Annotated in this window: 19 protein-coding genes; 3 read left to right on the top strand and 16 right to left on the bottom strand. The window is 52.2% G+C overall.

Going from position 1 to position 20,560, the window contains the following annotated elements; all coding sequences use genetic code 11:
* Positions 1-10: 10 nt before the first annotated feature.
* The 7 genes from ACLO87_RS01310 to ACLO87_RS01280 all read right to left on the bottom strand — a co-directional run bounded on the left by ACLO87_RS01310 (position 11) and on the right by ACLO87_RS01280 (position 7,639).
* Positions 11-1,531, bottom strand: coding sequence for a tripartite tricarboxylate transporter permease (locus tag ACLO87_RS01310; RefSeq protein WP_430222573.1), 1,521 nt, complete (start codon positions 1,529-1,531; stop codon positions 11-13).
* A gap of 21 nt (positions 1,532-1,552) precedes the next feature.
* Positions 1,553-2,011 (bottom strand): tripartite tricarboxylate transporter TctB family protein, encoded by a 459-nt coding sequence (locus ACLO87_RS01305; protein WP_135864531.1) that lies wholly within the window; start codon positions 2,009-2,011, stop codon positions 1,553-1,555.
* A gap of 16 nt (positions 2,012-2,027) precedes the next feature.
* Positions 2,028-3,005, bottom strand: coding sequence for a tripartite tricarboxylate transporter substrate binding protein (locus ACLO87_RS01300; RefSeq protein WP_135864533.1), 978 nt, complete (start codon positions 3,003-3,005; stop codon positions 2,028-2,030).
* A 54-nt stretch (positions 3,006-3,059) separates the two neighbouring features.
* Complete coding sequence (locus ACLO87_RS01295) at positions 3,060-3,791, bottom strand: SDR family NAD(P)-dependent oxidoreductase (protein WP_430223707.1); 732 nt, start codon at positions 3,789-3,791, stop codon at positions 3,060-3,062.
* Positions 3,791-4,318, bottom strand: a complete 528-nt coding sequence (locus ACLO87_RS01290) for a 2,4'-dihydroxyacetophenone dioxygenase family protein (protein WP_135864537.1) — start codon at positions 4,316-4,318, stop codon at positions 3,791-3,793. Before ACLO87_RS01290 ends, ACLO87_RS01295 begins: the two co-directional genes overlap by 1 nt.
* Before the next feature lie 230 nt (positions 4,319-4,548).
* On the bottom strand, positions 4,549-5,364 hold the full coding sequence (locus ACLO87_RS01285) for an IclR family transcriptional regulator (protein ID WP_135864539.1): 816 nt from the start codon (positions 5,362-5,364) through the stop codon (positions 4,549-4,551).
* 154 nt (positions 5,365-5,518) lie between these two features.
* Complete coding sequence (locus tag ACLO87_RS01280; RefSeq protein WP_430222572.1) at positions 5,519-7,639, bottom strand: alpha/beta hydrolase domain-containing protein; 2,121 nt, start codon at positions 7,637-7,639, stop codon at positions 5,519-5,521.
* Between the two features lie 301 nt (positions 7,640-7,940).
* Here ACLO87_RS01280 and ACLO87_RS01275 point away from each other — a divergent pair, with 301 nt between their 5' ends.
* Positions 7,941-8,483, top strand: a complete 543-nt coding sequence (locus ACLO87_RS01275) for an AAA family ATPase (RefSeq protein ID WP_430222571.1) — start codon at positions 7,941-7,943, stop codon at positions 8,481-8,483.
* 15 nt (positions 8,484-8,498) lie between these two features.
* Here the strand turns inward: ACLO87_RS01275 and ACLO87_RS01270 are convergent, their stop codons facing one another.
* From ACLO87_RS01270 to ACLO87_RS01260, 3 genes are all read right to left on the bottom strand, one after another.
* Positions 8,499-9,380, bottom strand: coding sequence for a DMT family transporter (locus ACLO87_RS01270; RefSeq protein WP_135864545.1), 882 nt, complete (start codon positions 9,378-9,380; stop codon positions 8,499-8,501).
* Between the two features lie 32 nt (positions 9,381-9,412).
* Complete coding sequence (locus ACLO87_RS01265; RefSeq protein WP_430222570.1) at positions 9,413-10,381, bottom strand: threo-3-hydroxy-L-aspartate ammonia-lyase; 969 nt, start codon at positions 10,379-10,381, stop codon at positions 9,413-9,415.
* Positions 10,382-10,502: 121 nt separating this feature from the next.
* Positions 10,503-12,005, bottom strand: coding sequence for an MFS transporter (locus ACLO87_RS01260; RefSeq protein ID WP_430222569.1), 1,503 nt, complete (start codon positions 12,003-12,005; stop codon positions 10,503-10,505).
* Between the two features lie 146 nt (positions 12,006-12,151).
* On the opposite strand from ACLO87_RS01260, the gene ACLO87_RS01255 reads away from it, so the two are divergent.
* Positions 12,152-12,775: a TetR/AcrR family transcriptional regulator gene (locus ACLO87_RS01255; protein WP_430222568.1), complete on the top strand. Its 624-nt coding sequence runs from the start codon at positions 12,152-12,154 to the stop codon at positions 12,773-12,775.
* A gap of 130 nt (positions 12,776-12,905) precedes the next feature.
* A complete protein-coding gene (locus tag ACLO87_RS01250) occupies positions 12,906-14,276 on the top strand; it encodes an MmgE/PrpD family protein (RefSeq protein ID WP_430222567.1) in 1,371 nt (456 codons plus the stop codon).
* A 10-nt stretch (positions 14,277-14,286) separates the two neighbouring features.
* Here the strand turns inward: ACLO87_RS01250 and ACLO87_RS01245 are convergent, their stop codons facing one another.
* From ACLO87_RS01245 to ACLO87_RS01220, 6 genes are all read right to left on the bottom strand, one after another.
* Positions 14,287-15,219, bottom strand: coding sequence for a LysR family transcriptional regulator (locus tag ACLO87_RS01245; RefSeq protein WP_430222566.1), 933 nt, complete (start codon positions 15,217-15,219; stop codon positions 14,287-14,289).
* 78 nt (positions 15,220-15,297) lie between these two features.
* Positions 15,298-16,236, bottom strand: coding sequence for a bifunctional Delta(1)-pyrroline-2-carboxylate/Delta(1)-piperideine-2-carboxylate reductase (gene lhpI, locus ACLO87_RS01240; protein WP_430222565.1), 939 nt, complete (start codon positions 16,234-16,236; stop codon positions 15,298-15,300).
* A 178-nt stretch (positions 16,237-16,414) separates the two neighbouring features.
* Positions 16,415-17,257 carry an HpcH/HpaI aldolase/citrate lyase family protein gene (locus ACLO87_RS01235; protein WP_430222564.1) on the bottom strand — a complete coding sequence of 281 codons (843 nt, stop codon included), beginning with the start codon at positions 17,255-17,257 and terminating at the stop codon, positions 16,415-16,417.
* A gap of 39 nt (positions 17,258-17,296) precedes the next feature.
* Positions 17,297-18,478 carry a CaiB/BaiF CoA transferase family protein gene (locus ACLO87_RS01230; protein WP_430222563.1) on the bottom strand — a complete coding sequence of 394 codons (1,182 nt, stop codon included), beginning with the start codon at positions 18,476-18,478 and terminating at the stop codon, positions 17,297-17,299.
* 12 nt (positions 18,479-18,490) lie between these two features.
* Positions 18,491-19,651, bottom strand: coding sequence for an acyl-CoA dehydrogenase family protein (locus ACLO87_RS01225; RefSeq protein ID WP_135865254.1), 1,161 nt, complete (start codon positions 19,649-19,651; stop codon positions 18,491-18,493).
* A gap of 15 nt (positions 19,652-19,666) precedes the next feature.
* Positions 19,667-20,518: an HTD2 family dehydratase gene (locus ACLO87_RS01220; protein WP_430222562.1), complete on the bottom strand. Its 852-nt coding sequence runs from the start codon at positions 20,516-20,518 to the stop codon at positions 19,667-19,669.
* Between the last annotated feature and the right edge of the window lie 42 nt (positions 20,519-20,560).

Genomic DNA, 20,560 nt, shown 5'->3' with positions numbered 1-20,560 from the left:
TAAAGTCGTTTTAGTGAGTGGCAGCGCCAGACATGGCTGGTTTTCTAAAGATCAACTTGCGCAAAACGCCACCAAAGATCAGGAAGAACCAGATCAACAACGTGATCCCACCCAGCCACATGGCCAATGGGCGGTCATAGAACATGGACAGATCACCTTCAGCTTTGATCAAGGACTTCATCAAGTTTTCTTCGATCAGCGGGCCCAAGATCAATGCCAAAATTAGTGGCGCAGTGGGGAAGTCATTTTCTTCTAAGAAATACGCCACCAGCCCCATCACCAGCATGATGCCCACATCAAAAATAGAGTTGTTTGCCGAGTACGCGCCCACAATACAGAACATCAAAATGATGGGGTACAAGATGCTGCTAGGCACGGACAACACGCGACCCGCACTACGAATGGCCAGCCAACCCAGAGGAATCATCAATAAACTGGCGACGATAAAGGTGATGTAAACGGAGTACACCAGTGGCGCTTCGGTGATGAACACCATAGGGCCGGGGGTGATGCCTTTCATCAGCAATACGCCAATCACAATAGCGGTGACTGTATCGCCCGGAATACCAAACACCAATGCAGGCACATACGTACCGGTTAAGGAGGTGTTATTCGCCGATGCCGCCGCGATCAAGCCTTCAGGGTGTCCGGTACCGAACTTCTCGGGTGTTTTAGAGAAGCGCTTGGAAATGGCGTAGGCCACCCAAGCAGCAATATCGGCCCCCGCACCAGGCAAGATGCCCACAATGGTGCCTACTGCCGTACCACCCGCCGCTTGCCCTTTGTACTTGTACAGTAGCTTGCCTGTGCCTTTGAACACCTGATCGGTTTTCAATGGTTTAGGTGCTTCTTGGGCAAAACGCATACTAGGCAATTTACGCAGCAACTCTGTCACCGCAAAAATACCAATCATGGTGGGCAGCACAGAAATACCCGCGCTAAGTTCAATACTGTCAAAGGTTAATCGCGGCATACCCACTACCGCATCAATACCAACGGTGGACAGCAACAAACCCAGACCCAAGGAGATACAGCCTTTCAGCGGTTGGCCCTGAGACACCAACACAGCACTGGACAAGCCCAGCAGTGCTAACCAGAAGTACTCGTAGCTAGTGAAATTCAGCGATACGCGAGCCAACGACGGCGCGAATTGCGAGATCACCATAATGGCCAGAATGCCCCCAATAGAGGAACACAGCAGCATTACACCCAGAACCTGACCGGGGCGGCCTTTCTGCCCCATCAAATAGGCATCATTGGTGTACGCGGCCGACGCTGGTGTACCCGGAATACGCAACAAAGCAGAGGGAATATCCCCCGCAAACAAGGTCATCACAGTAGCGGACACAATGGCCGCAATCGCCTGTATAGGACCCATAAAAAATGTCACAGGCACCAGCAGTGCCGTTGCCATGGTGGCCGTTAATCCGGGGATAGCCCCCATGAACAAACCAAAAATGGCCGAACCTACGATCGTCAAAAAGACGTGCAGGCTGAATACCTGATCTAAGGCTTCAAGAAATGCAGACACAATTATTCCTTTGTAGTGATATCAGAACGGCATGGTTGGCAAAGGAACCTGCAAGACTTCGGAAAACACCAGCCACATCACTACCGTGGTACTGAGTGCCACGAGTGCCGCCATTTTCCAGCGTTGTGTTAACCAGCCAATCATGGAAAACACAATCACAAAACACAGTGGCGCAAAGCCCAACCACGACTCAAACACCATGTACACCACAATGGCCGCTGGCACGCTCATGGCATAGAGAAAAGCCGCCAGCCGTGGCTGGCGTACTTTTTTAGCCTGCCCTTTAGTGGCCAGGTATTGGCGCAGACCTGAATACATCAGCCCCACACTACCCAGCAGCAGACCGCATGCGATCACTGATGGAAACGTGCCAAGCCCATACGGCAACCCTGATAATTTGGGCAATGTCTGTGCATACATCAGTAGCAACACACTGCCTACCGCCAAAATCAGTCCAGTTAATGCATCATTGATTCGCATGCTACGTTCCTAAGTATTACTGCTGTACCAACTCAAGATCTGCAATCAGCTGACCGCTCACTTCGTCGGATTGCTGCATGAATACGCCGAACTCTTCAGGGTTGCTCCACTTCACACCAAAACCAGCACGGTTCATGGCTTCCAGAAACTCGGGGGATTGCGCCACTTTTTCTGCGGCGGCAGCAATAGCTTGTACTGCTTCATCCGGCATACCGTTAGGGCCTACCAGACCACGCCATGTACCGGCTGCCAATGGGCGACCTGTAGCCTCACCTATAGTTGGGATATCGGCAAAAGAAGGCAAACGCTCGTCAGCCATCACAGCCAATGTGCGCACCAAACCCGCATCACGCATGGTTTTACCTTCAGGCAACGCAGACGCTACGATCTGCACACCACCTGCTGCCAACTCTTGGAAACCGGGTGCTGCACCTTGGCTAGGCACTACAGTGACTTTCTTAGGATCAATGTCGGCTTGTTTCAATGCTTGTGCCAACGCCAAGTGGTAGGCGGCACCAGCCGGAATACCGGACAATTTGTATTTGCCCACAGGCTCGGAACGGATGGCTTCAAACGCCGCATCCATGTTGTCCCATTCACTATCTACATTGACGCTAAATGCCGCCGCATCAAAGTTCATTTGCGAGATAGGCTGCACATCGCTGTACGCCAGCGGGGACGTTTTCATCCAACGGTATGTCACCAGTTCAGCGGTTGCCAAACCGATGGTGTAGCCATCAGATTTCGCGTTGCTAATCGCTGTGTGACCAATCACGCCACCTGCACCGGGACGGTTAATCACGTTGATTGGCTTACCCAATTCACGTTCCAAACCCGCCGCAACCAAACGCGCTACGGTATCGGTACCGCCGCCGGCTGACCAGGGCACAATCATCTGAATGGGGCGCTCTGGATACGCGGCTAAAGCTGGGCTTGCAGCCAAGCCGCTAAGAACCGTCAAAGAGAAAGCAGCAAAAATTTTGTGTTTGAACATACTTGTGTCTCGCATTTGTGGGGTAGTTATTGTTGGAAAAACGATGCGGGCTGATTAGTAGGTAGCCCGGCCTCCGGACAGATCAAACACTGCACCGGTACTGAACGAACACGCGGACGAACACAACCACGCTGTCAATTCAGCGACTTCGTCTACGGTTCCTAAACGTTGCATAGGGCTTTTGTTGATCATGGTCTGAACGTGTTCGGCAGACATTTGCGCCAACAACGTGGTATTCACGGCAGCAGGGGCAATCGCATTCACCAGTACGTTGCTGGTGGCCAGCTCTTTACCTAGTGATTTGGTCAACGCCAACACACCGGCTTTGGCGGCACTATAGGCAGACGCATTCGGCGTACCTTCTTTACCGGCTAGCGACGCGATGTTCACGATACGGCCAGACTGCTGTTGCAGCAGGTAGGGCACAATCGCTCTACAGGTGTTAAACACCCCTACCAGATTGATATCGATGATCTTTTGCCAGACGTCAGCCGGGTATTCCCACAAGGTGGTGGTTGGGCCTGCATAACCAGCATTGTTCACCAGCATATCAATGCGTCCGGCATCAGCATGCAGACGTGCAGCGGCTTGCTGCAACGTTTCTGCATTACTGATGTCAACGCGATAGTGCAAAGGCAAGGACTCATCCGCTTCCAAATCCCAGATGGAAACGGTGGCGCCAGCGCTGGCCAATTTGTCAGCGATGGCTTTACCTATGCCAGCCCGGCCACCGGTAACGATGGCAACTTGGCCGCTAAAATCGTATTGAACGGAATTTTGCATGATCAACGAATGAATTGATCAACGAAATCCTCACCCAGACCTACTTCGGTATAGTGCTTGCGGCACATATCGATTTTGGTGAATACGTCTTCAAAGCCTACGCCTTTGCCCCATGGATCGGTGTAGTACATCAAGCCGTTCACCGTGAAGTAGGTGATCATTTCTTCTACGTCTTCGGGCACGTACAGCGTGTGTGTCTCACCGGGTGGTTCGTACACGTAGCTGCCTTCTGTGGCTTCCCAATCGTGCTCTAGGTAGCGCCAGCGACCTTTCAACACAAAACCATGCACAGCTTGTGGGTGGCGGTGACGACTCAACACGCCAGATTTACGCACGCGCAGCAAGTTAGTCCAGTAGCCCTGGCTGGCGTTCAAACAGAGTGGGCGGAACCACACGTTTTCTGCCTGGGGCACCCAAACGCGCTCATCTTCAGGAATCGCGTGAGGAACCACGATTTCTGGCGAAGCTTCTTTAGGGTTGGGATATTGGTAAGGGGTCAGCTCACCGAACTCTTTTGTATCTGTAGTCATAGTCTTGTCCATATTGTGGGCAATTAGTCCATATAGTGGATAGAATTTTATTGACTAGCTCTCCATCACAACTATTAGGGATAACCCTAAAATGTTGAAACTTGAAGTATTTTTACGAGATTTGCACTACAAAGCGTCGCTGGGTAGACCACAAAAACGAAAAAATTAGCGCAGGTTCATCACCTGCGCCGATTTACCCAGGAAAGATAACGGCACAATGCCGCCCAGCATTACCAGATATGTGCGCTGTCCGCCAAAGCCGGGCTTTGCGCAATACGTTGAGAGATTTTTTTGCAGGTTTCCAGCAGCGGTTTCACATAGGCCTGCATAGGGTCTTCGGCCTGACGGAAACGCAGTGTACTCACACTAATGGCAGCAACAGGTTGCTGTTTAGCACCCAAGATCACAGCACCGAAACAGTAAATACCGGCTTCGTTTTCTTCGTCGTCTACCGACCAACCACGCTGCTGCACGGTATTCACCTGTTCAGCCAATTGCGTAGGATTAACCACGGTATTTTCGGTATAACGCTCGTAAGACAGGCTGTTAATCAGTGCCTGACGCTCAGGCTCACCCAACGCCGCCAGATACGCTTTGCCCACCGACGACGAATGCATAGAAACACTGGAACCTATGTAGGACGCCATACGCACCGCACTGGTGCTTTCCAATTTTTCTATGTACACCATGCGATCGCCACTGGGCACAGCCAAGTGCACCGTTTCATTGGTTTGATCACGCAGCGCTTGCAAGGCCTGCACCGAGACCAAACGCAATTCTGATCGGTCCCAACTGCGACTGGCCAACTGCACCAAACGAGGCCCCAACTGGTAGGCCTCGCCATTCAGTGACTCCACCAGCAAACCTTCGGACACCAGTCCACCCACGCTACGGTACACCGTGGAACGTGGGTATCCGCTCAACTGTGCCAGTTGCGGGATGGTTAAGGGCTCGGCACTATCTGCCACCAGTTGCAGCAGATGAATAAATTTGGAAAACGCGGCGGTTCCCGTCGCTTTGGCCGTACCAGAGTGAGGCTGAGTCATATGTCACTGTAAACCAATGTATGAGCCGACCTGCTGGTCATGGCCAGAGGTCGGCTTACGATGTCTCCTTGCTGGTTGAGGTACTACAACCCCAACCACATTGGTACGTAGTATATAACGCCACTGCAAGAGACTGCAGCGCTCTTTTATTCGCTTACGACTTCGCTGCTTGCTGGTACTCACACTGCAGGTTGTCCACAGGCTTAGCCACGACACGGTCATACAACCCTGCCGCTTGGTTGACGACGGCCTGCACATCTTGCTCTAACAGCACACGTTCTTGCACCTGTTCACGAGCCACTTTCTCTACCTGCTGAACATAGGCTTCACGCGATTCATAGCGCTGTGCCAATTGCTCGGCAGACCATGGCAAGAACGAACCATACAACCGCGCCAAGGCATCTGGTGCACCGGCTTCTGCATTACGCAAATTCCAGCCCAAATAAGCACCTACAGGTACAGCGACTTGAGGGGTTTGCAAACCCGCCAACTCATTACCTTCCGCATTCACCTGAGGCACCAAGGTGTTGTAGGCTTTGCCGAAAACAGGAGGTTGTACATCCGAAATACCTTGGGCATCGAAACGCTCACCCAACTGCAAACGTGGTGGCTGCAAATAACGGGTAGGTTGTCGCAAACCTTCAGGTACGTCGGTTAACGCCACCTTATAATCTGCCAACGACACCAAAGTACCGTCTTGGATGCTAGGAATCTTAGAGGCTGGCGGCGCTTTATCGTCTACCACCCACTCGTCTAAAGCCACCAACAGTGCACGCAGTTGCGGACGATAGTCGGTAGGCAACAAGCAGTTCTCGTAAATGCCGCGAGCTGGCGGCGTGGCAATCACGTGTTGAGCACCACTTAGCAAATAGGCTCTGGCGTGATCGTCTAGTGGTAGGTCGGTTTTGCCTTCGGTATCCGTGTGCAGCAACGATGCCGCACGTGCCCAGTAATCGGTAGAACTGGCGGTGTACACCAGCTTAGGCACTACGCCTACTTTCTTGGCCTCATCCAATACACTGGCCTCTTTACCCGATACCTCATCACGCTGGGTGACCGTAGCAAATGGGAAGTAGTCAGTAGGGTAAATGGATTCTTCGTGTGGGCTGAAATGACGCGTAGTTTGCGCAAAACGGTGATTAAAACTACCTTTACCGCCACCAGCTACGTGCAAGAAACCACCATCAAAGGTAGGACGCTGTTTCTCGTCCACATGCAAACCATCTAGCAACATGGTTTGCAGCACACGACCAGACTGCGAAATACCAAATGCTAAAACATGCTCAGGCAACGTACCCTGCTGATCTAGCAAGGGGTTAGTCTGGCCAGTTTTATCTTGCTCTTCATAACGGAAGAAAGACAACGCATCGCGTACCGCAGCCAAGCCTAGACCTGTCACCACAGGGTCTTGAGCGGTATAGCGCAATTCATAAATGCGGCCCGGCTCAAAGCCTGCAGGCAAGTACACGCTGGTGTCATCGGCCACCACTTTGCCATCGTCCAGTTTCGCCAACTGCCATTGGTCACGTGGAATAACAGTGCGCTCACCTTCAGGCGTATCGCGTACCGTCAGCTCGGCTTTTTCTTGGGCGCCCGGTGCGAACGGGTAACCTCTGGCCAAAATCCCCAAATGTGATGAGGCTTTGGTAGGAGCATTCACGACAATTTCATTCACCACAATGCCTTGAATGGCATCGCCATTGGCTTCACGTGCGATAGGCAACGTCAGTTGTTGACGCTGACCACCTTCTACTACATCCCAGTTCCAACCCGTCCACAACAAGCTATAACCTTGGTTGAGCAACCAGTTATCACCTTGTGCTTCGACGCTATTCAGATCATTACTGAACACACCGTTCTGGAACAGATTAAATAGCCAGTAGTTGCCTCGGTTATTCACTTCGTACAGCAATTTACCGTTAGCCGCTTTGCCATCCACGGGGCGAATCAGCGTGAAATCACCGCTGAATTCCACCAAACCCTGTGCATTACGTGGTGCCAGCCTCACATCCACAATAGGAGCATTGGCCGCATCTTCAGGGTCTACTGCATAGTGCAAACGCCCTTCTATGCGTTCAAATTTATTGTCGCCCTGCTGTGTCGCAAAGGGTGTGCGCGACACGATCTCTACACGCTCTACCGCCGCTTGTGCCAGCATAGGCATGCTCAACGCCCCCGCTACGGCTAACGAACGAGCCAAGACAGTGGGTGAGAAGAACGAAGCAGCTTTTTTTGCTGGTGCCTGATACAAGGGGAAAGACGTGTGATTCAACATGAGCCTACAACTTTTAAAAAGTAACAATATTCAACGTACTGCTAGTATCTCTCCCACTACATATAACCATCAAAGCCAATTTATTAATTTCCATATAACAAAAAGCTATTACTTATACCCCGCTTTATTCGTTATCCTTACCCAGTGCACCGCACTGCGGTCACCTTCTACGCTTCAGCCATTCCGGCACTTTTTCCCATACCTTTTCTCTACTAGGTCAGTGACCACGCGTTGCCGTGCTCATTTGCTGCGCCTAGTGGTTGTAGACACGACTGTACCTTCCCTTTATTTTGGAATTTTTATGCATAGATTCGTGGTGATTTCTGGCTGTTCTGGCGGTGGAAAATCCACCTTACTCACTGCCTTGCAGCAGCATGGCCATCGCGTTGTAGCGGAGCCTGGTTTGCGGGTAGTTCAACAGGCGCAAGAAAGCGGCAGCCTTGCTCTGCCGTGGGCTGACATGGGCTTGTTCATCGAGCACGCCATCGCCCTAGCAATGGCCGATCTCGTTGCCGCAAAAAAATCACCCTCTGGCATTATCTTCTTTGATAGAGGATTAATTGATGCGCTAGCCGCCCAGCAACGACTGCATCCAGAATCACAAAGCCTAAGCACTACGCAGCTATCAGATTGCTATGATCGCTGCGTATTTCTGACCCCACCGTGGCCCGAGATTTACGAGGAAAATGACGATCGCCAACACAGCCTAGAAGCGGCCACGGCAGAGTATGAGCACTTGCTACAGGTGTATGCACAACTGGGTTATCACATACACCTGCTACCCAAAACCAGCGTACATAAACGCGTGGATTTCGTGTTGCACCATCTAGCGCTTACGGCGTAGGCCTCGTGCCTGTACTTAGTTATAACTGCTTAACAGCAGCACCCCTACAATCAACACTCCACAGCCTACCAAGCGCCAGACGCCTACCGCTTCACGCAGCACCACCATACCTAGCAATGCCCCCACCATCATGGACATTTCTCTGGCGGGTGCAACGAAGCTCACTTCCGCCCCCATTTTCAACGCCAGCAACACCAGAATGTAGGACAGCGGCGATAGCATACCCACGGCAATCGCTAATACCCACTTGCCACGCATACGCTCTCGCACTTTATGGCGTGCGCCCCACTGCCATGGGGCCATAAATAACAAACGTGCCGAGTTAGAAAACCAATCTAGCACCACCGGGTGTATAAGCAGAGCTTTCACCCCAAAGGCATCCACCAACGTGTAACTAGCGATAATCATGCCGGTTAGCCCACCCCACTGCACCCCACGATACGCACCAGGCTCTTTAAAGCTCGCCAGATTGCCCTGCGTCGAAATCAAGGCAATACCCAACACCACGGCAATCAGGCCCATCACCCCGTATAGCGATGGCTGTTCACCCAACAAGATGAATGCCCCCACAGAAGACATCAGCGGCGCGCTCCCCCGCGCAACGGGATACACCACCGAGAAGTCCGCTACCTGATAGCCCCGCTGCAAGCAGAGGTTATAAATCAAATGCAGGAATCCACTCAGGGCAATACACAGTAGAGCCTCCCAGCCCCAGAAGCTCTCGCCATGAAACAGTAGCCACATCGTCCATGGCAAATACACCACCATCGCCACGAAGGTGAACACAAACACAAACGTAGGCCCGGCATCTGCCGCTCGTTTGGCCAATAAATTCCATGTTGCATGAATCAGCGCAGCCGATACCACCAACACCAACGGCAACCACGTAGCGCCCATTTGAGACGTCCTTAAACAGACAAAGTGGTTAACTACTGACCCAGCAATTTACAAAACTGCTGTATATCTACGTTGCCGCCACTCAGCACAATACCCACGCGTTTGCCACGCAACTGCTCTTTCATGTTGCTGGCTGCGGCAAAGCCCAAACACCCCGTGGGTTCTACCACCAGTTTCATGCGTTGCGCCATAAAACGCATGCACTCCACTAGCTCGGCATCGGTCGCCGTCAAAATCGCATTCACATCGCGCTGAATAATGGCAAAGGTCAATTTGCCTAAGGCTTGGGTTTGTGCACCGTCCGCAATGGTTTTAGGGGTAGGAATAGAGACTATTTTGCCTTGCTCAAACGATTGCTGGCCATCGTTGCCCGCTTCTGGTTCTACACCATACAAGGCACAGTTAGGTGATAGTGCACGCGTGGATAACGCCGTACCTGATAGCAAACCACCGCCACCCAATGGGGTAAACAAGGCATCCAGCTCACCTACTTCTTCAAACAGTTCTTTGGCTGCTGTACCTTGGCCGGTGATCACATCAGGGTGATCAAAAGGTGGAATCATGGTGTAGCCATAACGCTCTACCAAATCGCGACCAATTTGCTCACGGTCTTCAGAGTAACGGTCGTAGCGGACAATCTTGCCGCCATAGCCTTCCGTAGCATTTGCCTTAGCTTCTGGCGCATCATGCGGCATGATAATGGTGGCAGGTATACCCAAAATACGTGCCGACAAGGCAATCGCTTGGGCATGGTTACCCGATGAAAACGTTACTACACCGGCCTTACGCTGCTCAGGGCTAAATTTGGCCAACGCATTAAACCCACCTCTGAACTTAAAGGCCCCCATACGCTGCAAGTTTTCACATTTAAAAAAGACCTCAGCGCCCCATAAGTCGTTAAGGGTTCTAGAGGTCATTACTGGTGTGCGATGCGCGTAACCTTCTAAACGCTGTGCGGCAGCTTGAACATCATCATAAGTGGGTAAAGAAAGAGTAGTCATAGCGCCGCCTGATACGTATAAAGAAAGAGAAAAGCTAAAGAATCACCTTAACAAATCTGCCTCTGTTCTGACATCAAGCCCACATTGGCTATGTTCTATCGTTACACCTGAGCAACACTGTTTAGGCTTGTGCGGTTTGCAGCCCTACACTTTTCATCCAACGTCGGCTTAGCCACAGCAACAGAGCGCTGACGCCACTCAGTAAACCAGCCGCCAACATCGCCACCTGAAAGCCACTGGCCATGGATAGCGAATAACTAGATGCAATCTCTGGCACTGCCGTTACCCCCTCGTGATACAGCACTGCCTGTTGTGCCACCTGCGCAGCGTTGTCTACACCGTCTACCAACAAGCGCCGTGTGAGATCGGCTATAGCTTGGGCACTCAACATTACCCCTAACAATGAAATACCCATGGTCATCCCTGCTTGGCGCAACGCATTCATGGTGCCCGATACTGAACCTGTCAGCTCAGCCGGCGCCATACCCATGATGGTTAAGCTAGTTCCTGGCACGGCCAACCCTGCCCCCACCCCCATGATCAGCAGCAATGAGCCCATCACCCAATACGGTGTCTCTACCGAGCACCACACCATGGCCATCATAGACACCGCAATTAGCACATAGCCCGTGGTCATCAAGGTAGGTACCGAGCTTTTAGCACTTAAGCGTCCAAACAAGAGTGATACACAACCCGTAGCCATAAACAACGGCATCATGCGCCAACCTGCTTCAGCCGGAGACCAGTCCTGTACTTGCTGAAAATACAGCGAGAAGAAAAACAAACTGCTGTAGTACGAAAAGCCCAAAAAGAACGAGGCAATATTCGCCACCGCAAACACAGGCTGTTGAAACAGCGTTAGCGGCACTAATGGTCGTGCCACACGGCGCTCCACGACAATAAACATCAGCCCACCGACTAACGCAATCGCCCAGCACCACATGGGCACTGTGGCAGTCACACCATCTTTCCCTGCAGCGATCGTGCCGTACGCCAACGCCCCTAACACCACTAGGCTCAAAAACTGTCCTACAGGATCTTTAGCGGCCTGAGCGGTGTAGCGACGCTCTGGAATCGCCCAAGCCCCCAAGACGATAGCGCATGCACCTAATGGCAGGTTGATCAGGAAAATACTCTGCCAACCCCATTGCTCTAACAGCACACCACCCAACAGTGGCCCTACGATCAAAGCCAATGCCGTAAAAGCAGACCAACCACCTATGCAATGTGCTCGTTCAGTGGGGTCCGTGTATAAATGCGTCAAAATAGGCAGCGCCCCAATAATCAAAAAAGCTGCTGACAACCCTTGTAAAGCTCGCCCCCACAGCAACCACGACACATTAGGCGCTGTGCCACATAGCCACGACGCCAAGGTAAACACCAACGCACCTACCAGCCAGCACCGCTTATGGCCTACTTTATCGGCCACTGAACCGGCCGACAGCATGATGGCTGACAAGCCTATGGCATACACACTTACTACCCATTGCATACCGGCAATATCGGTTTGCAAGGCGATTTGCATGGAGGGTAATGCCACGTTCACGATACTGATGTCCAACGTAGCCAAGAACGTACCCAAATACGCCGCTAAGACGGCTGCTCTACGTTTAGATGCTTGCATAAATCAGGTTTTCCTTAGGTCATTGGTTTTTATACTAGCAATTGACTGACCGACGGTCAATGAAAAACTCAAAGAGCAAAGACTTTGTGGCTGGCTTGTTTTACACTGCCGGGAAATGGACCCTTTTGTTTTGGTAAGATTACCGTATGTCTACATCACAGCCTCCCTCTGCCCCTTCCGCATCACCCCGCACTAAACCCGCCGAAGTGCGTCTGGATGAGCTGATGACAGCCGCTGAAACCCTCTTTATGGAAAACGGCTTTGAAGCCACTACCATTGCCGACATCACCCGTGTCGCTAATGTGGCTAAAGGCACCTTCTACCATTACTTTGCGTCCAAGAATGAAATGCTGGCGGCCTTGGCTAACCGCTACACGCAGCAGTATTTAGCAGAACTGGAAAAAGCCGTGGCGTCCTGCCCTCAGCAAGACTGGCCTGCTCGCCTGCGTACATGGATAAAAGCCAGCGTACACACCTATGCCCGCACCTTCCGTACCCACGACATGGTATATGGCGGCCATCACCATCATGAGCGCGATAATGCCGAGAAAAGCGCCATCTTGGCGCAGCTAGAACACATACTGCTGCAGGGCCAGCAACAAAACGCGTGGTATTGCCCCAACCCGTCTATGGTGGCCTTGCTGCTGTACTCTGGCGTGCATGGTGCTACTGATGCGCTAATTGCCTCCCCTCAGTTAGATGCTGAGAGCTACGCTCACGAATTAGCTGACACCTGTTTGCGCCTACTGCCGCCCCCACCACGCAAATAAGGCTGGCTTTGTCAGCACTAAAGCCGGTCTTCACGAAACAGCAATAGCCAAAGCCAGAAACATACGGCACAGTTTGCCAGGTCAGCCGTCCGTTGTAGAGACGGCTTTATCCTGCTTTATGCCTATACCCATGACGACTATGCATTACTCACGTCAGTTGGCTGAATTTGCGGCCAACCTGCGTTATGAAGACATTCCTGCTGCGGTTATTGAGCGCACTCAAGCCCTGTTTTTAGATACCTTGGCATCCATCATTGCCGGTGCCTCTACGCGCCCTGTGCAGATCATTGATCGCGTATCTACACACATGCGCCCTGATCATGGGCCATCGGAAATTTTAGTTTCCGCTGCACACAGCTCGCCGTTCTTTGCCGCCATGATTAATGCAGCAGCAGCGCACGTGGTAGAGCAAGATGACTTGCACAACAGTTCTGTACTGCACCCTGCCGCCGTGGTGTTCCCCCCCGCATTAGCCGTTACCCAAGATCTAAAAAAATCCGGCAAGGACTTACTAACAGCCGCCGTCGCTGGTTACGAAGTAGGCATACGCGTGGGTGAATTCTTGGGGCGTTCGCACTATCAAATCTTCCACACCACAGCTACCGTTGGCACCTTAGCTGCCGCCGCTACTGCGGGCAATTTACTGCGTCTGGATCATGAGCAAATGCTGCATGCCTTTGGCTCAGCAGGTACCCAAGCTGCCGGCCTATGGGAGTTTCTGCGGGATGCTGCCGACTCCAAACAGCTACATACCGCCCATGCGGCCAGTAGCGGGTTGTGGTCAGCGTACCTAGCCCAAGCTGGGTTCACAGGTGCCTCGCAGATTCTGGAAGGCAAAAAAGGTATGGCAGCAGGCATGTCCAGCGACTCGGACGTCACCCGCTTGGTTGATGGCTTAGGCACACGGTGGGCGTTGAGCGAAACCTCGTTCAAATTCCACGCCTCTTGCCGTCACACGCACCCGTCTGCCGATGCTCTGCTGCAAGTAATGCGCGAGCATAATCTTGCTGTCAGCGATATTGAGCAAGTCACGACGCATGTGCATCAAGGTGCTATTGATGTGTTGGGCGCAGTCACCAACCCTCAAACCGTGCATCAGTCTAAATTCTCGATGGGAACTGTGTTGGCACTGGTCGCGTTGTTTGGCAAAGCGGATCTCACCACCTTTGATCAACAAGCCCTGCAAAACCCTGCTGTAGCCGATTTCCGCGACCGCGTACACATGGTGCTAGACGAGGAAGTAGACAGCGCTTACCCACGCCGCTGGATTGGTAAAGTCAGTGTGCGCACCACGGATGGCCGTACCCTACAGACGCGTGTAGATGAACCCAAAGGCGACCCAGGCAACACGCTGACTCGCGAAGAACTAGAAGACAAAGTACGTCGTCTGATTGAGTACGGTAACCCTACCCAGTCCACCGAAGGCAATATGGCCTTGGCTACCAAGTTGATTGATCTGGTATGGCGTTTACCTGAGTTGGATCAGGTCAGCCTGCTATAGCCCTATCCTTCTATTCCGGTGTGGGCTCAATAGCTGACACCGGAATAGCATCGGCATCCGCCAATAACAATTGGATTAGCTCGTGAGTGAATGAGGGCAAAGACTCTACATCGCGCACACAAATAAGCAGATCGCGTATCGCCCATTCGTTGGTCAGCCCCACGATGCGTATGGGCAGCACCGTGGCATGCCGTTTCGCGACAGATTCGGGAATTAACGAAATACCGGCATTTGCTGCCACCATTCTGCACGCTGCCTCAAAACTACCCACTTGAATGCGGGTTTGCAGCGGCCTGCTCATGCTGTCAGTCACCCGTTTTAAAAACGAATAGATGGCGGTGCCTTCGTGCAGCATGATGTACGAGCTGTCTATGGTGTCCTCAAAGGCCACCACGTCATGCTCTGCCAAGGGGTGCTCCGGTGCTACCACCAACACCAGTTTGTCTTGCCTATACGGCAGCACCTGCAAGCCTTCAGTGCTCACAGAGCCTGCCACAATGCCCACATCGGTAGCCCCTGACAACACAGCGCGCACGATGTCATCGCTGGGGCGCTCGCGTAAATCCACATTAATGTCGGGCCACTGCGCCAAATACTGACTGAGCACATGCGGCAGGAACTCCGTCATGGCGGTAGTGTTCGCTTGTAGGCTTACGCTGCCTTTGATGCCTTGCGCATACTCTTGCAAATCTGAACGTAGCAGCTCAACTTGCTGCAGTACTTGCCTTGCATGCGCCAAAAAGGTTTCCCCAGCTGGACGCAACGTAATACCTTGCGCACTACGGTTCAGCAACGGCACACCTATGGATTGCTCCAAATTTTTGATGCGCATGCTAGCGGCAGGCAAGGAGATAAAAACGCGCGCCGCAGCACGCGTTAGACTTTTCTCTTCGGCCACATAACTGAACAAGCGTAGATCAACAAAATCAAATTGCATGGCCATGTTCGTGCCTCCAAGAAGGGCTACTGCATTGCGGGTGACCGCGAAACACCGTCACCCTTTTCTATACATCACCACCTATTAGGCTTTCTGGCTACCTTCGTACACCAAAATGGCTGCAGTCAAATCTTCCAGCGCATTACCTACAGATTTGAATACAGTGATGTCATCGTCATTCGTTCTACCCGCGTGTTGCCCACGGCACAGGTCAAACAATGTTGCTTTGATATCTTCGGGTTTGAGGGTACCAGCTTCAAAGGCTTGCAACAAATCACCGGCTTTTTTCGCTGCTTCATCGGTATCCACAAACACCGAACCACGCGCAAAACACTGTGCATCGGTTTCAATCATGTGGCGCGCAAAGCTGCCTATTAAATCTAAGTGTTGGCCGGGTTTTAGCCAATCGCCATGCACCAATGGTGCTTCAGACAAGGTAGCGCAACTGATGATGTCCGCTTGTGCCACGCCCTCTTCTACCGTGCTGACTACATGGGCGTTATAGCCTTTTTCACGCAGTTCTTCTGCCAAGCGCTCTGCACCTTCAGGGCGGCGGTTCCAGATAAACACATCTTTAATAGGACGCACCACGCTGTAAGCATCTGGCAAGAAGCTGGCCACACGCCCTGTACCCAACACAAACAAACGGCTAGCGTCTTTCTTCGCCAAGTAACCACCGGCTAAAGCCGACGCCGCAGCGGTTCTGCGTGACGTCACGGCATCACCATCCACATGCGCCAACGGTTTACCCGTGCAACCGTCGTACAGCAAGTACGTGGAGTGCAAACCAGGTAGATCCAGCTCGTGGTTAGCCGAGAAAATATTCACGGTTTTTAGGCCAAAGTATTTCTTGTTATCCCATGCCGGCATAATCAAGGTAATACCTTTGCGACCATCACACTCAATAGTGTGGGTGTGTCGTAGCGGTACGGTGATATCCGCTTGAAAAGCCTGGCGTAGCGCAGGTACCAGTTTGTCAAAGCCCAACAACGCATTAGACACATCAGCATCAATCAGCTGCATAGTTTTTTCCCTTACTCGTATTCTTTCTTGTCTGTACACGACCAAACCGGTGTCGCCGCCCTACGCCACAACCCACATGCACAGAATCACACAACCCTACAGAGTATTTTGGTTGCACCTTTATTTTTATTATGGTTAACCCTTGATTATGAAAATAAATCAGGGGCAAATACGCTGTTTAGCGTGCTCGAGCCAGGAAACGTCGTGCTTGCAGCACCACAGGCTGGTCTACCATTTTGCCGTCCACTTGTACGGCAGAACCACCCGCTGACGCGTCAGCCGCCACCACACGCGTTGCCCAATCTAATTCCTCGGCAGACGGCAGCATCGCTTGATGCACACCTTCCACTTGCTTGGGATGAATACACAACTTGCCGCCAAAGCCAAAACGTAGCGCACGCTGCACATCTATACGCAATTGCTCGCCATCTTGTAGCGCGGTAGTCACCCCATCAATCGCTGGCGCTAAATTACCCAAACGCGTCGCCATGGCCATCGCAAAACGTACAGGGGATAGCTCTGGCTCACCTTCCGAACACTGTATGCCAGTATCTGCCATAAAATCCAAATGCCCCAACGCCAATCGGCATACACCGGGCGCTGCCGCCAACTGCTGCACCTCTACATAGCCACGCGCCGATTCAATAATGGGGATCAGTTGCACCTGCGGCAACTGCGCATGTACTTCCGCCAATGCGTCTGCTGACTCTGCTTTAGGCAACAACAGACTAAATTCGCCCGGCAGTGTTTTTGCCCATGCAATGTCTTGCTGCCCAAGTTCAGTGGTCACGCTATTGGTACGCACCACCAGAGGCACCCCATGCTGCTGCAAGGTAGGCCATGCCGTAGCAATTTCTACTCTAGCCTGTGCTTTATCCGCCAAACCCACGGCGTCTTCCAGGTCAAAGACCACCGCATCAGCCCCTGTTTGTAAGGCTTTCACAAACCGGTCTGGTCTATTACCCGGTACAAACAAAAACGTACGTGCTTGCGCAATGCTGGTTTGACTGATACTGCTCATGCTTTCCCCTGCTCTACAAAAAACGGTGGTCTGACGATGTTATACCGCACCCGCTGCACGCAGCGCCTCAATTTGTGCAGGTGTTTTGCCTAACTCCCGCAAAATAGCCTCCACATGTTCACCCAAGCCGGGCACCGCATCCATACGCGGCGTGTAGGCATTGGTGCGACCTGGTGGCAACAGCGCTGGAAGCTCACCCACCGGACTAGGCACTGACGTCCATCGCTGTCTGGCTTGCAACTGCGGATGCTGCCACACATCGGCCATGGTGTTGACCCGTGCATTCGCAATGTGGGCATTTTCCAAACGCTCCACCACCTGATCTGCCGTTAAGCTGGCAAAGCGCTCTAGTATCAATACTTGCAAGGCTGCACGGTTTTCAGAGCGCTTAGAGTTAGACACAAAGCGTTCATCCGTCGCCAATGCGGGTTGTTCCATGATCTGCTCACAAAACACTGTCCATTCACGCTCGTTTTGTAAACCCAACATCACCGTATTACCATCGCCTGCTTGGAAAGGGCCATAGGGGTAAATGGTGGCATGAGCGGCAGCAGAACGCCCGGGCGGTGGTGCGCCATCAAAGGCGTAATACAAGGGGTAGCCCATCCACTCCACCATGCTTTCCAGCATGGACACGTCAATGTTGCTGCCCTTTCCTGTTTTACCCCGCTGCAATAAGGCCGCCAGAATATTGGTGTAGGCGTACATGCCCGTCGCAATATCCGCGATAGAACAACCCGCTTTTGCAGGGTGTTCAGGCGTACCGGTGACCGACAAAAAGCCAGACTCACTTTGAATCAACAGGTCGTAGGCTTTTTTATCGCGGTAAGGACCGTCTTCACCATAGCCCGAGATATTGCAAACGATAAGCTGTGGAAAACGTTCGTGCAGCGCATCAAACGATAAGCCCAAACGCGCAGCAGCACCCGGTGCCAAGTTTTGCACCAACACATCGGCTTTGGCCAACAACTGCTCTAATACTGCTTGTGCTTCGGGCTGCTTCACATCCAACGTCAAGCTTTCTTTGGAACGGTTCGCCCACACAAAGTGCGAGGCCATTCCTTCTACGCGTTCATCATAAGCACGTGCAAAGTCACCCGTACCCGGGCGTTCCACTTTGATTACCCGTGCGCCTAAATCTGCCAATTGCCGCGTACAAAACGGGGCAGCAATCGCATGCTCTAACGTCACAACGGTCACACCATCAAGAGGACGGGACATCTTTACCTCGGCTTAGAAAGAACGTGGCAAGCCCAGCACATGCTCGGCCACGTAAGAGAAAATCAGGTTTGTAGAAATAGGCGCGACTTGGTACAAGCGCGTTTCACGGAATTTACGCTCAATGTCGTACTCTTTGGCAAAACCAAAACCACCGTAGGTTTGCAGGCAGACGTTGGCTGCTTCCCAACTGGCTTTAGCCGCTAAGTATTTGGCCATATTGGCCTGAGCACCACACGCTTGGCGAGCATCAAACCTACGCGCTGCGTCAAAGCGCATCAGGTTAGCCGCTTCAATTTCAATGAACGACTCGGCAATAGGAAACTGCACACCTTGGTTCTTGCCAATAGGTCTATCAAACACCACACGGTCATTAGCGTAGCGACACGCCCTATCTATAAACCAGTAGCCATCCCCAATACACTCGGCGGCAATTAAGGTACGCTCGGCATTTAAGCCTTCCAAAATGTACTTAAAGCCTTTGCCCTCTTCACCAATTAGGTTCTCTTCGGGGATTTCCAAATTATCGAAGAACAGCTCATTGGTTTCGTGATTCACCAAGTTAGGAATAGGCCGTACATCCAAGCCTTTACCGATGGCGTCACGCAAATCCACCATAAAAATGGACATCCCTTCCGACTTCTTACGGACTTCAGAAAGCGGTGTAGTACGCGCCAACAAAATCATCAAATCTGAATGCTGTACGCGTGAAATCCACACTTTCTGGCCATTCACTACCCAGCGACCGTCTTTCTTCACAGCGGTAGTTTTGATCTTGGTGGTGTCGGTGCCCGTGGTGGGTTCCGTTACCGCCATAGACTGTATGCGTAATTTGCCTGCGGCGATCTCTGGCAGGTATTTTTCTTTTTGTGCCGTACTGCCACTGCGCAGCAATGTACCCATGTTGTACATCTGGCCGTGCACCGCACCCGCATTACCGCCACAACGGTTGATCTCTTCCATAATCACCGATGCAGCCGTTAGCCCCAAACCTGTGCCACCGTACTCTTCGGGAATCATCGCGGCCAACCACCCCGCTTCAATCAACGCATCTACAAAGGTTTCTGGATAGGCTTCCTTGGCATCAATTTCACGGAAATACTCATCCGGAAACTGTTTACACAATTGGCGTATACCATCGCGGATTTCTTCAAATTCATCGTGTTCTATGTGCATGCTTATTCTCCGTTTTTAGTAGAGCTCTACCTGTGCCTGCATGGCCAGGTGCCCCGTTTCTGTGCAGGCCCACAAGGAAACCTGATGCGCGTTGTCTTGGCGTCCACATACCGTGAACGAATGAATATCAAAAATAGGGCTCACCGCTTTGAACGAGAAATTCCGTACGCGAGCATCTGGCAGCTCTCTACGCAATAAATCCAACAGCAGCGTAGCAATCAACGGGCCATGCACGATCAACCCTGGGTAGCCTTCTTCTTGTGTGACGTAACTGCGGTCATAGTGAATACGGTGGCCGTTAAACGTCAGTGCCGAATAGCGGAACAACAGCACTGGGTCAGGGGTAATACGGCGTGTCCATTGCGCGGATTCTGGCGCTGGAATAGGCGTGGGAGCAGGCGCATCCGCCGCAGGTAAATCACGGTACACAATGTCGTGATATTCCACGATGGCCAGTTTGTCATCCGCATAAATATCGTGCTTTACCTTCACAAACACCAATACACCACTGCGGCCTTCTTTTACTGTCAAATCAGCAATACGCGATACCCGCCTGATCTGTTGCCCTTCACGCAGAGGTGCCACAAACTCTAGTTGGCTACCTGCCCACATACGGCGTGGTAGCGGCACTGGCGGCAAGAAACCACCACGTTGCGCGTGTCCGTCATGACCCAACTCAGACTGTCTATGCACAGGCAAGAAATACAACCAGTGCCAGCACGGCGGCACATCCAGCATGGCCACATCGGGGTCATCTCTGTCCAACGTCGCGGTTAAGGCTTTCAATGGCGCAGCAGTAATGCTGTCCGTTACCGTTTCTGTACGCCCTATCCACTCGCGTAAATGTTCCATGTCTACCGCTGCCATCGCCCCATCCTTTGCTCTGTAAGTCTATGTTCTGCTATAGAT

This window comes from Paenalcaligenes sp. Me52, assembly GCF_050487965.1.
Lineage (GTDB): Bacteria > Pseudomonadota > Gammaproteobacteria > Burkholderiales > Burkholderiaceae_B > Paenalcaligenes.
Note: the sequence above shows the minus strand (reverse complement) of the source record. Positions and strands in the feature narration are given on the sequence as shown.